Here is a 12,757-nt window from a genome sequence, read left to right on the forward strand (position 1 = left end):
GGAGCCCCGCCGTAAACCCATCCCTGGGGGCTTCTCGTCGGCTCCCTGCCTCCGAGAGTCTCCAAACGGTAAACCCCGCAAACGCCTCTGTGCCAGCATCATGTTGTTGGAGTCTTATCTATCTCCACCTCATTATCCGTTGGCACTGGCGGAGGGAGGGTAGGCCTCTTTGAGACCGTTACCCGCCTGGACGGCGGGTAATGAGCCCCCATGGATGGGTTTACGGCTTGTCTCAAAGAGGCCTACCCTCCCGCAGCACTACAATGCGAAGCGCCGGAGTAAAACGGACGAATCTTAGAAATTTACCACCGACGCTGAGGTTTTGGTGGCGCGCTTGTCCAGTTGTTCGCAGATTTCCCGCTGTAATGCCTCGCATAGCGCCGGGTCGCTCAAGGGCTCGCCCTCGTTATCGGTGATGAAAAACACATCCTCCACCCGCTCGCCCAAAGTGGCGATTTTGGCATTCTGCAACAGAATATCAAACTGCAGAAAAACCCGGCCAATACACGCCAGCAAACCCGGGCGGTCCGGACTGATCACCTCCAGTACCGTATAGCCACTGATCATGTCGTTGCTCAAGCTCGTGCGGGTGGGCATCGTAAAGTGCTTCAGGCGGCGGGGCGTGCGGCGGCTGATGACCTCGGAATAATCATCCACCAGTCGCAACTCATCCAGCAGTGCATCCTGAATGCGCTTGAGTACTTTCGGATCATCGCCCAGCGGCTCGCCGTCCTGGTTCAGAACAAAAAAGGTGTCCACGGTGTAGCCGCTGTTCGAGTTGTAAATGCGGGCATCCTGAATGTTCAGGTTCAACTGATCCAGGGCTGTGGCCACGGCGGCGAAGACGTTTTTGCGGCCCTTGCTGCGCACGAAAATCTGGGTCGCGCCCTCGAGTTCCCGGTTGGTGGTCTTCTTGATCAGGATGAGCGGTGTGTCGTCGGTGTGCTGGATCATCGCCTCGCTGTGCCAGGCAATATCCAGTGCCGTCTCGCGCATGAAATACTCTTCACCCATGTCGCTCCACAGCTGCCAGGCGGTGTCCGCGGAAATACCCTTGCGCTCGAGTTTGCGCAGGGCGGACTGCTGGGTTTCTTCGATCAGCTCGTGCTTATCAATATTGTTTTCCAGGCCCCGGCGCAACGCCCGCTTGGTTTCCATATAGAGCTGGCGCATCAGGCTGGCCCGCCAGGTGTTCCAGAGCTCTTTGTTGGTGCCATTGATGTCGGCAACCGTCAGGGTATACAGGTAGTCCAGCCGCTGCTGGTCGCCTACCCGTAGGGCAAAGTCGTGGATCACATCGGGGTCGGAGATGTCCTGCTTCTGGGCCACAGCGGACATGAGCAGGTGTTGTTCCACCAACCAGCAGATCAACCGGGTCTCCCGGGGCGACAGCCCATGGCGCTGGCAGAAGTCCTCGGCGTCCACGGCGCCAAGGGTGGAGTGATCCCCGCCGCGTCCCTTGGCAATGTCGTGGTACAGGCCAGCGATGTAGAGCAGCTCCGGCTTGGGGAGTCGTTTGATCACATGGGCGGCGATAGGAAACTCTTCTTTGGCATCCGGCGCCCAGAAGTCGCACATGTTCTGCATGACCTTCAGGGTGTGCGCATCCACGGTATAGATGTGGAACAGGTCGTGTTGCATCTGCCCGGTGACCTGGCCGAACTCCGGCAGGTACAGGCCGAGAATGCCGTAGCGGGACATCCGTTTGAGCTGTTCTACCAGGCCCTTCGGGTGGTGGAACAGCTCCAGAAACAGTTGGGTGTTGGTTGGGTTGCGGCGGTAGTCGTCGTCGATCAGGTGGCGGCTTTCCCGGATCAGGCGGATGGTGGATGCCCTTACCCCCTGGATTTCCGGGTGTTTGGCCATCAGCACGAAAATTTCCAGAAGCGCTGAGGGCGTTTCCTCAAAGACATAGATGTGCGCGGCCTCGATATAGTGATCGCGTAGCTGAAAGCGTTCATTCAACGCGGTCACATTTTTATTGACGCCTTTCTGCAGGATGACTTCGTGCAGAAATTGCAGCAGCACGTCGTTCAGTTCGCGCAGGGACATCACCAGGCGGTAGTAGCGGTGCATGAACTGCTCCACCGCCAGACTTTCGCTGTTGTCCTTGTAACCGAACATGGCCGCCAGTTCACGCTGATGATCAAACAGCAGGCGCTCCTCGGCGCGGCCCGCGATCAGGTGCAGGCCATAGCGGACCCGCCACAGGAACTCTTCACCGCTCTGGAGCAGGGAGAATTCTTCCTCGGTGAAAAAACCCTTGCCCTCGAGCTGTTTGAGCGTCCGGACCTGGAAGAAGCGCTTGGCCACCCAGCCGATCATCTGGATGTCGCGCAGGCCGCCCGGGGCATTCTTGATGTTGGGCTCGAGGTTGTATTCGGTATCGTTGTACTTCTGATGGCGCTGAATCTGCTCCTGCCATTTGGCCCGGAAAAAATCGTCCGCGGGCCAGAGCTGGTCGGGGGCGGTTTCCTGCATCAGTTGAATACGCAGCGAACTGTCGCCCACCAGTGTGCGGGATTCCATCAGGTTGGTGGCAACGGTAATGTCGTTGCGGGCATAGCCGACGCACTCTTCCAGGGAGCGGACGCTGTGACCGATCTCCAGGCCGATGTCCCAGAGAAAGGTGAGCAACTGCTCGATCTGCTCCTGGCAGCGGTCCCGAATATTGTCGTTGCCGGTCAGGACCAGCAGGTCGATGTCGGAGTGCGGGTGCAGCTCACAGCGGCCGTAGCCCCCAACGGCCTCCAGACTGATGCCCAGGGGCCAGCGATTGCGATGCCAGGCGTAGTGGAGCATGCAGTCGACAAACAGGGCGCGCTCGTGAACCAGTGCGCGAATATCCTCGCCCTCGCGAAAGCGCGCATCAAACTGCCGATTGGCGGCGGTGATCGCGTCCTTGAAAACGGTGATGACGGGCTGCTCTGCCAGAGCGCGGCGAAAGCGCGCCTGATCGAAAAAGAACAGTGGACGTTCGAAGTAGGGCAGCGCGGCAGTATCCATGATCAGAAGTCTTCTTCGCGACGGGCCGTCAGTACTTCAACGCCGTCTTTGGTCACCGCCAGGGTGTGCTCCCACTGGGCGGAAAGCCGGCCGTCCTTGGTTTCCACGGTCCAGCCGTCGCCTTTGGTTTTGGTGTGGCGCTTGCCGGCGTTGATCATGGGCTCAATGGTGAAGGTCATACCTTCCTTGAGCTCCAGTCCCGTGTCAGGGCGGCCGTAGTGCAGGACCTGGGGGTCTTCATGGAAGACCGCGCCAATGCCGTGGCCACAGTACTCCCGCACCACAGAGTAGTGGTTGCTTTCGGCGTGCTGTTGGATGGCATGGCCAATGTCGCCCAGCTTGACGCCGGGTTTGACCATCTCAATACCTTTATACAGGCATTCCTGAGTCACCTGAACCAGGCGCTCGGCGTGGGGCAGGCGCTTGCCGACGAAATACATTTTGCTGGTGTCGCCGTGGTAGCCGTCATAAATCACGGTCACGTCAATATTGACGATATCCCCGTTTTTGAGCACTTTCTTCTCCGACGGGATGCCGTGACAGACCACCTGATTAATGGAGGTGCAGATGGATTTCGGGAAGCCCCGGTAGTTGAGGCATGCCGGAATGGCGTTCTGCTCGTTGACGATGTGGTCGTGGCAGATTCGGTCCAGCTCGGCCGTGGTCACACCGGGCTGGACGTGGGGTTCGATCAGTTCCAGCACCTCGGCGGCCATGCGGCCGGCGACGCGCATTTTCTCGATTTCTTCCGGGGTTTTGATGCTGACAGACATGTCTACTCGCTAGATTGAAGGGAAAACCACCATTCTAAACGATCTGGGCAGTGTCTGACAGTCTGGGAGAGACCGCCCTCAGGCGGCCGCATCCACGTATTCCAGCGCGTGAATGACCCCGCGCAGCTCGGCCAGTCCCTTCATGCGGCCGCCGTAAGAGTATCCGGGGTTGATGCCGGGGCGGCCGATCTCCTCGGCCATCAGGTGGCCGTGGTCTGGACGCATGGCGATTTCCGGCAGTTGGCTGTGGTTCTTGCGTCGGCGCCGTTCTTCTTCCAGCAGGGCCCGGATCAGCCCGACCATATCGTTATCGCCGCCGAGGTGGTCCGACTCGTAAAAGGAGCCATCGGCCTCGCGCCGGATATTGCGTAGGTGCACAAAATAGATGCGGGAACCGAACTCCCGGGCCATGGCGACCAGGTCATTGTCGGCCCGGGCACCGTAGGAGCCGGCACACAGGGTGAGGCCGTTGGCCTCGCTGGGCACGGCGTCAAGCAGGGCGCGGGCATCGGCGGCGGTCGACACCACACGCGGCAGCCCGAAGAGCGAGAAGGGTGGGTCATCCGGGTGGATCGCCAAGCGTAAGCCCACGGCCTCGGCGGTCGGGGTGACGTCTTTGAGAAACTGGATCAGGTTGGCGCGCATGCCATCCTCCCCCAGGGCAATAAACTGCTCGATCGCCACCCGGATGCCCTCGCGATCATAGGAGCCCTCTCCGCCGGGCAGTCCGGCAATGATGTTCTTCTCCAGCTGGACTTTCTCGGCGTCCGACATGGCGCGGAAGCGCTGTTCGGCCCGCTCCAGGATGTCGTCCTTGTAGCTGACCTCTGCGTTTCGCCGCTGGAGGATGTGCAGGTCATAGGCGGCAAAATCGGCCATTTCAAAGCGCAGTGCGCGGCTGCCATTGGCCAGCTCGTAGTCCAGATTGGTGCGGGTCCAATCGACCACGGGCATAAAGTTGTAGCAGACGTCGTGAATCCCGGCCGCGGCGAGGTTGGTAAGCGTTTCCCGGTAATTGTCGATGTGTCGCTCAAAGTCGCCGCTGCGGGTCTTGATGTCATTGTGCAGCGGCACGCTTTCGACCACGGACCATTCCAGGCCCCGCGCCTCAATCAGTGCCTTGCGCTCGAGGATCGCCTTCAACGGCCAGACTTCCCCGGTGGGAATGTCGTGCAGTGCAGTCACCACGCCTGTGGCGCCGGCCTGGGCAATCTGCTCAAGGGATACGGTGTCATTGGGGCCAAACCAGCGCCAGGTTTCTTTCATTCGGTTGCTCTCTCAACGTTCAGTGTTCGTGTATAGCCTGCCGATCGAGGGGGATCGGCCATTTAGTGTCATGGTGACTATTAGACATCAGCGGCCGCTCCGGCGCAACGGCCTGGGCGGGGGAGAGATGTCGTTCGGGTTCCACTGGCCGACAAATTATGGTATAAAGCGCGGCTCCGCGGCCAGTGCGATGCACGACCGAGGAGTGCCGACCCGGTCAAACGGGCGGTAAATAAACCATGAACGTCACACATACACCGTCACGTTCAGCCTGGGTGCTCACTGGTTATCAGTGGGTTGGCTGGCGGGGTGTATGGAGGCCCAACCCGATAGGAATGACAAAATGCCTACAGTAAGCATGCGCGATATGCTGCAGGCTGGTGCCCACTTCGGCCACCAGACCCGCTATTGGAACCCCAAGATGAACCGTTTCATCTTCGGTGCCCGCAACAAGATTCACATCATCAATCTGGAAAAGACCGTACCGGCCTTCGCTGAAGCGATGGACGTGGTCAAGAAGATGGCCGCCCAGAAGAAAAAGGTACTGTTCGTCGGTACCAAGCGCGCCGCCCAGAAGACCATCAAAGAGCAGGCCGAGCGTGCCGGTATGCCCTTCGTCAGCCACCGCTGGCTCGGTGGTATGCTGACCAACTACAAGACCATCCGCGCCTCTATCCGTCGCTACCGCGACCTGGAAGCCCAGAGCCAGGATGGTACCTTTGACAAGCTGACCAAGAAAGAAGCGCTGATGCGCACCCGCGAGATGNACAAGCTGGAAAACTCCATCGGTGGTATCAAAGACATGAACGGCCTGCCCGATGCCCTGTTCATTGTTGACGTTGACCACGAGCGCATTGCCGTTCAGGAAGCCAAGAAGCTGGGTNTGCCGATCATCGGTATCGTAGACACCAACAGCAACCCGGACGACATCGACTACGTCATCCCGGGCAACGATGACGCCATCCGCGCCATCAAGCTGTACGTTTCCGCCATGGCNGATGCCTGCCTGGAAGGGGCGAAAGAAGCTTCTGCCGTGCCCAACAAAGACGAATACGTGCCCGCCGAAGGCGAAGCCGCGTCCGAGTAATCCGGCTCCTGGCCGATCGGCANAAGACAAGGGGGCAGGCCAGANGGCGGCCCCCTTTTTTCGAATACTGAGTTAGACCCATTTCAAGAGGATAGCGACATGGCAGCGATTTCTGCGTCAATGGTTAAGGAGCTGCGCGAGCGTACCGGGCTCGGCATGATGGAGTGTAAAAAGGCCCTGAACGAAGCCGATGGCGACGTTGAAGTGGCGATTGAGAACCTGCGTAAGGCCAGNGGCCTGAAGGCCGCCAAGAAGGCCGGTCGTACCGCCGCTGACGGTGTGGTTTCCGTCAAGGTGGCCGATGACAACAGCTACGCCGTGGTTCTGGAAGTGAACAGCGAAACCGACTTTGTCGCCCGCGATGAAGGCTTCCTGGCGTTCGTCAGCAAGGTGCTGGACAAGGCCTTTGCCGACAAGCAGAGCGACGTGGCGGCCCTGATGANCGGCGATCTGGAAGGCGATCGCGAAGCGCTGGTACAGAAAATCGGTGANAACATCACCGTACGTCGCGCCGCCGTGGTAGAAGGTGGTGTGGTNGACGGTTACGTTCACTCCAACAACCGCATTGCGGTGGTTACCCANCTGCAGGGCGGTGGCGATGCCGAGCTGGCGCGCGATGTGGCNATGCACGTNGCCGCAGTAAACCCCCAGGTCATCAACCCGGACGATATGCCCGCNGAGCTGGTGGAAAAAGAGAAGGAAATCATCAAGGCTCAGCCGGATATGGAAGGCAAGCCGGCTGAAATCGTCGAGAAGATGATGATGGGACGTATCAACAAGTTCCTGAAGGAAGGNAGCCTGGTTGAGCAGCCGTTCGTCAAGAACCCGGAAATCAAAGTGGGCAAGCTGGCGGCTGACGCGGGTGCGACCATCCAGAGCTTTGTGCGCTTTGAAGTGGGCGAAGGTATCGAGAAAGAGACCGTCGATTTCGCCGAAGAAGTGGCCGCTCAGGTCAAGGCCTCTTCCAAAGGTTAATNGCCGCTGCTCTNTCGTCANGTGGGCCCGANCTGGGTNNACNTGNCGAATTTCTTAACCTGAATGAGCACCTTGCGGAGAACCTGGTATGCCAAGCGCGCGCGACAAGAAGTACAAACGAATTCTGTTGAAGCTCAGCGGCGAAGAGCTGATGGGCTCCGAAGGCTTTGGGATTGATCCCAAGGTNCTGGATAAAATGGCCCTGGAAATTGGCCAGTTGGTTGGCATCGGTGTCCAGGTGGGCCTGGTCATTGGCGGTGGCAACCTGTTTCGCGGGGCNGCGCTCAGCAGTGCCGGCCTGAATCGCGTCACCGGCGACCATATGGGNATGCTGGCNACGGTCATGAATGCTCTGGCCATGCGGGATGCACTTGAGCGCTCGAATATTTCCTCCCGGGTGATGTCCGCCATCCCCATGAGNGGCATTGTCGAACACTANGACAGTCGCCAGGCCAACCGCGCNCTGACCTCGGGCGAGGTGGTGATTTTCTCGGCCGGCACCGGCAACCCGTTCTTTACCACCGATTCGGCGGCCTGCTTGCGCGCCATCGAAGTNGAGGCCGANATTGTNCTNAAAGCNACCAAGGTNGANGGNGTNTACACNGCNGANCCGATGCAGGATCCNGCNGCNACCAANTANGANCGNCTGACCTACGACGAAGTGCTGGAGCGNAANCTGGGNGTNATGGATNTGACCGCGATTTGCNTNTGNCGGGANCACGATATGCCNGTACGGGTATTNCGCATGAATAAAACCGGGGCNCTGCTCAACATTGTGGTCGGTAGCAATGAGGGCACCCTGATCGAAGAGGGCAAAAACAATGCTGAATGAATTTAAAAAAGATGCCGAAGCCCGTATGGCCAAATCGGTCGACGCGNTGGGNAATAACTTCAACAANATCCGTACNGGCCGTGCCCATCCGAGCATCCTGGACGGTATTCATGTGTCCTACTACGGCGCGGAAACGCCCCTGGCNCAGTTGGCCAACGTCAACGTGGAAGATGCCCGCACNCTGAGCATCANCCCCTGGGAAAAGCAGTTGGTGCCGGAGATCGANAAAGCGATCATGAAGTCGGANCTCGGNCTGAACCCGTCCACCAACGGTGGCGTGATTCGCATNCCNATGCCGCCGCTGACCGAAGAGACGCGTAAAAATTACATCAAGCAGGCGCGCCANGAAGCNGAGAANGCNCGNGTNGCNGTGCGCGGNGTGCGTCGTGACNTTCTGTCCGATGTGAAAGCGCTGCTCAAAGACAAGGAAATCAGCGAAGACGACGANCGTCGTGCTCAGGACGAGATTCAAAAAATAACCGATAAATACATTGCTCAGATTGACAAGGCTCTCAGTGCCAAGGAAGCGGATCTGATGGAAATCTGAGCCGTGGGGCGGTCCTCCNGACCGCCCCATTTGGCCCGCGCGGCAACTGATCCAGGAGTTTTTTGTGACCAGCAATTCCCTGCGCCATATCGCTATTATCATGGACGGCAACAACCGCTGGGCCAAGCAGCGAGGACTGTCCGGTGTGGCCGGTCATAAGGTCGGTGCCGAGCGTATCCGGGACATCATGACCGCCTGCCAGGACCTGGGCATTGAAGTGCTNACCCTGTTCGCGTTCAGCAGTGAAAACTGGAAGCGTCCCAANAAAGAAGTGGAAGCCTTGATGTCNCTGTTTCAATGGTATTTGAAGCAGGAGGCCAAAGAGCTCCGCAAGAAAAATGTCCGGCTCCGTGTGGTAGGCAACCGCGAGCGNTTCAGTCCNTCTNTGCAAAAGTCCATAGCCGATGCGGAGGCCATGACCCGCGAGGGTGATACGACGCTGGTGATCGCGGCGGACTACGGCGGTCGATGGGATATTGCCAACGCCGCCCGACAGATGGCGGAACAGGTCGCTGCCGGTACTCTGGACCCGGCCGATATCGATGAGCACACCTTNCACCGCCATACCAGCCTGAGCGATCTGCCCGACCCGGATCTGTTGATTCGCACGGGGGGCGAGGTGCGTATCAGTAACTTCCTGCTCTGGCAGTCGGCCTACGCCGAACTGTATTTCAGTCAATTACTCTGGCCGGACTTTGGCGCCGATGAGCTCAAAGCCGCNGCNGANGATTTCTATCGACGCCAGCGNCGGTTCGGAAAGACCGCGGATCAACTGGANGCGCCGGGTCGCGCCGGGGAGGCGAGACATGCTTAAGCAACGAGTGATTACNGCGGTTCTGCTGGCCAGTGTNTTTGTCGCTGCGCTGGTGTTTTTGCCGGGGCCACTTTTCTCCGCCTTTGCCGCCACCATCACCCTGATCGGGGCCTGGGAGTGGGCCAATCTGTCCGGCCTGTCAAAGCGCTGGCAGCGCGGGGTCTATGTGCTGGCGGTCGGAGCCTTGCTGGGCCTGGGCGCGGCGTATCTGGGCGTTCATCATCTACCGGATCAGTCCCTTGATAGCCGCGAGTTGATGGAAAGCCAGAGTCTGGCGTTTCGCAATATTCTGATGGTGGGCTGTATCTGGTGGGCGCTGGCATTGCTGTGGGTACAGGGTTACCCCAGTAGTGCACTGCTCTGGCACAGTCGTTGGATGCGGGCCCTCATGGGGTTCTTCGTCCTGGTACCCGCNTGGGCGGGGCTTTCGTACCTGCGCGTTCAGGACAGCGGGCTGTGGNTGCTGGTGTTGTTGGTGGCGATTGTGGCCTGTGCGGATATCGGTGGCTACTTTGCCGGGCGTCGGTGGGGCAAACATAAGTTGGCGGTCAGCGTCAGTCCGGGCAAAACCTGGGAAGGGTTTGCTGGCGGCGTTGCGGCCAATATCCTGCTGGCTCTGCTGGTCGGGTACTTCTGGCAGGGCAGTGTCTTGTTCTGGCTGGCGATCATTCTGCCNACCAGCCTGGTGTCGGTGCTCGGGGATCTGCTCGAGAGCATGGTCAAGCGCCAGCGGGGTATCAAGGACAGCAGCGCGCTGCTGCCGGGCCATGGTGGCGTTCTGGATCGGGTCGACAGCCTGACGTCGGCCGCNCCGGTATTTGCCCTGGCACTGTTGGCCGGCGGCTGGCCCCAGGGCTGAGGTCACTATGCAGTTTGTTACTATTTTGGGCGCATCCGGATCAATCGGCAGCAGCACCCTGGACGTATTGGCCCGGCACCCGGATCGCTACCGGGTATATGCGCTCACCGCGTTTTCCCAGTGGCGCAAGCTGGCGGACGCCTGCCTTACCCACCGGCCCCGCTATGCGGTTGTGGTCGAACCGGCCGAAGCCGAGGCTCTACAGGCGTGGCTGAAAGCCAAAGGCAGCGAGACCGAAGTCCTGTCGGGTACTCAGGCGCTGAGTGAGGTTGCGGCAGCGCCTGCCGTGGACACCGTCATGGCGGCCATCGTCGGGGCGGCCGGTCTGGTGCCGACACTGGCGGCGGTGGAGGCCGGTAAAAAGGTGTTGCTGGCCAACAAAGAGGCACTGGTTATGGCCGGTGCTCTCTTCACCCGGGCGGTCGAGCAGCATCGCGCAACACTGTTGCCCATTGATAGCGAGCACAACGCCATTTTCCAGTGTCTGCCCGCCCACCCTCAGGATTGCCTGAGCGAAGGCCTGGCGACCTGTGGTGTGCGGAAGATACTCTTGACGGCCTCCGGCGGTCCCTTTCGAGAATATTCCCGCCAGCAGCTTGAGGCCGTCACCCCCGAGCAGGCTTGTGCCCACCCGAACTGGAGCATGGGGCAGAAAATTTCCGTTGATTCCGCCACCTTGATGAACAAGGGGCTGGAGCTGATTGAGGCGTGCTGGCTGTTCCGTGCCCGGCCCGAGCAGATTGAGGTGGTTGTCCACCCGCAGAGCGTCATTCACTCCATGGTTGAGTACGTGGACGGTTCGGTGCTGGCCCAACTGGGGAATCCGGACATGCGCACACCCATTGCCCACGCACTGGCTTGGCCCGAGCGCATCGCCTCGGGCGTTTCCGGCCTGGACATGATCAGCACCGCACGCCTGGACTTTGAAGCGCCGGATCTGGATCGTTTTCCGGCGCTGAGACTGGCGGTGGAGGCGGCGGGGCAGGGCGGTACGGCGCCCGCACTGCTCAATGCGGCCAATGAGGTGGCGGTAGCGGCATTTCTTCGGCGTCAGATCGGCTTTACCGATATCCCCAAGGTGATCGAATCCGTGCTCGAGCGGGTACCTGTGACTGAACCCGAGGACCTGCTGGTGGTCCAAACCGCGGATCAGGAGGCCAGACGCCTGGCGCAATCCCTGATCGAAGCACGCTGAGAGGTATTTCGTGGCTCTTATTCAGACAATAATCTGGTTTCTGGTCGCCCTGGTCATTCTGGTGGCTGTGCATGAGTTTGGGCATTTCTATGTGGCGCGCCGCTGTGGCGTCAAGGTCCTGCGGTTTTCCATTGGCTTCGGCCGGGTGCTCTGGCGCCGGACAGACCGCCAGGGCACGGAGTATGCGCTGGCCGCCATACCGCTGGGCGGCTACGTCAAAATGCTCGATGAACGGGAAGGTGAGGTGCCGGAAGAGGAGCTGCACCGCTCGTTCAATCGAAAAAACGTCTGGCAGCGCATCGCCATTGTTGCGGCGGGGCCGGTGGCCAACTTCATTCTGGCGATTCTGCTGTTCTGGCTGTTGATGATACCCGGCACCCGGGAGCCGATTCCGATCGTCGGTGAAGTGGAGCCAGGGTCGGTCGCCGCCCAGGCGGGCCTGGAGGCCGGTCAGGAGATTCTGGCCGTGGATGGCGAGCCCACCCCGACCTGGCAGGCGTTGCACCAGCAGTTGCTGCGCCGCCTGGGCGAAAGCGGCACCATTCAGTTTCTGGTGAAATACCCCGGCTCCGATCTGCAGTACATGTCCCAGGCACCGCTTGATGGCTGGCTGCGCGGCGCTGAAGAGCCGGACCCGGTGGCCGGACTGGGGCTGACCCTGGATCGGCCCGAGCCGCAGGCGATCCTCGGACAGATTGTGCCGGACAGCCCGGCTGAGCGAGCGGGGCTGATCTCCGGTGACCGCATTCTCAGTGTCGACGGCGAATCGGTGTCGGGCTGGTCCGAGTGGGTGGATTACGTTCGGGCCCGACCCGGGCAAGAAATTCAGATGACAGTGGAACGCGATGGCGGTCAGACGAGTCTATCGGTGACGCCGGAGACGATAGAGGAGAATGGCGAGCGCTTTGGTCGCGTCGGCGTGGGCATTCAGCCGCAGCCGTGGCCGGAAGAGCGAATCAGGACCTATCACTATGGGCCNGTGGANTCNTTNGTGGCGGGCGTGGACCGCACCTGGGAGACCGCCGGCTTTGTNCTGCTCTCNGTGAAGAANNTGGTNGTGGGCGAAATTTCGACGAAAAACTTGAGTGGCCCCATCACCATTGCTAAGGTGGCCGGCGATTCCGCCGAGAGTGGCTGGAAAAGCTTTGTGGGCTTTGTGGCGCTGCTCAGTATCTTCCTCGGNGTGTTCAACCTGTTGCCGATTCCGGTGCTCGATGGTGGNCATNTGCTGTATTACGCCATTGAGGTGGTTAAAGGNAGCCCGGTNTCTGATCGCGTTCAGCAGGTCGGGTATCAGATTGGCCTGGTGATGGTGGTCGGNCTCATGGTGCTGGCGTTCTACAACGATATTATGCGCCTCTGACGATGCGTCTTTAGNCATNGCCCCAANTGNAATTGGGGAC

Annotated in this window: 11 protein-coding genes; 8 read left to right on the forward strand and 3 right to left on the reverse strand. The window is 59.9% G+C overall.

Translation table 11 applies throughout. The annotated features are described in order from the left end of the window. Positions 1 to 294 precede the first annotated feature (294 nt). From CMG77_RS08755 to uxuA, 3 genes are all read right to left on the reverse strand, one after another. Positions 295 to 3,006 carry a [protein-PII] uridylyltransferase gene (locus CMG77_RS08755; protein ID WP_286875262.1) on the reverse strand — a complete coding sequence of 904 codons (2,712 nt, stop codon included), beginning with the start codon at positions 3,004 to 3,006 and terminating at the stop codon, positions 295 to 297. Between the two features lie 2 nt (positions 3,007 to 3,008). Next, a complete protein-coding gene (gene map / locus CMG77_RS08760) occupies positions 3,009 to 3,779 on the reverse strand; it encodes a type I methionyl aminopeptidase (protein WP_286875265.1) in 771 nt (256 codons plus the stop codon). Between the two features lie 78 nt (positions 3,780 to 3,857). Further along, positions 3,858 to 5,045, reverse strand: a complete 1,188-nt coding sequence (gene uxuA, locus CMG77_RS08765) for a mannonate dehydratase (protein ID WP_286875267.1) — start codon at positions 5,043 to 5,045, stop codon at positions 3,858 to 3,860. 343 nt (positions 5,046 to 5,388) lie between these two features. Here uxuA and rpsB point away from each other — a divergent pair, with 343 nt between their 5' ends. From rpsB to rseP, 8 genes are all read left to right on the forward strand, one after another. After that, on the forward strand, positions 5,389 to 6,132 hold the full coding sequence (rpsB, locus tag CMG77_RS08770; RefSeq protein WP_286904135.1) for a 30S ribosomal protein S2: 744 nt from the start codon (positions 5,389 to 5,391) through the stop codon (positions 6,130 to 6,132). A gap of 99 nt (positions 6,133 to 6,231) precedes the next feature. Further along, entirely contained in the window at positions 6,232 to 7,107 is an 876-nt protein-coding gene (gene tsf, locus CMG77_RS08775) for a translation elongation factor Ts (protein ID WP_286904137.1), read from the forward strand. Positions 7,108 to 7,195: 88 nt separating this feature from the next. Next, entirely contained in the window at positions 7,196 to 7,939 is a 744-nt protein-coding gene (gene pyrH / locus CMG77_RS08780) for a UMP kinase (protein WP_286904139.1), read from the forward strand. Then, a complete protein-coding gene (gene frr, locus CMG77_RS08785) occupies positions 7,929 to 8,486 on the forward strand; it encodes a ribosome recycling factor (RefSeq protein WP_286904141.1) in 558 nt (185 codons plus the stop codon). Before pyrH ends, frr begins: the two co-directional genes overlap by 11 nt. A 100-nt stretch (positions 8,487 to 8,586) precedes the next feature. Then, positions 8,587 to 9,300 (forward strand): polyprenyl diphosphate synthase, encoded by a 714-nt coding sequence (gene uppS, locus CMG77_RS08790; protein ID WP_502691807.1) that lies wholly within the window; start codon positions 8,587 to 8,589, stop codon positions 9,298 to 9,300. Next, on the forward strand, positions 9,293 to 10,159 hold the full coding sequence (locus tag CMG77_RS08795; RefSeq protein WP_286904145.1) for a phosphatidate cytidylyltransferase: 867 nt from the start codon (positions 9,293 to 9,295) through the stop codon (positions 10,157 to 10,159). The genes uppS and CMG77_RS08795 overlap by 8 nt, the downstream gene beginning before the upstream one ends. 7 nt (positions 10,160 to 10,166) lie before the next feature. Next, positions 10,167 to 11,354: a 1-deoxy-D-xylulose-5-phosphate reductoisomerase gene (gene ispC / locus CMG77_RS08800; RefSeq protein ID WP_286904147.1), complete on the forward strand. Its 1,188-nt coding sequence runs from the start codon at positions 10,167 to 10,169 to the stop codon at positions 11,352 to 11,354. 10 nt (positions 11,355 to 11,364) lie between these two features. Then, positions 11,365 to 12,717 (forward strand): sigma E protease regulator RseP, encoded by a 1,353-nt coding sequence (rseP, locus tag CMG77_RS08805; protein WP_286904149.1) that lies wholly within the window; start codon positions 11,365 to 11,367, stop codon positions 12,715 to 12,717. Positions 12,718 to 12,757 lie beyond the last annotated feature (40 nt).

It is taken from the genome of Marinimicrobium sp., from assembly GCF_002695945.1.
GTDB lineage: Bacteria > Pseudomonadota > Gammaproteobacteria > Pseudomonadales > Cellvibrionaceae > Marinimicrobium > Marinimicrobium koreense.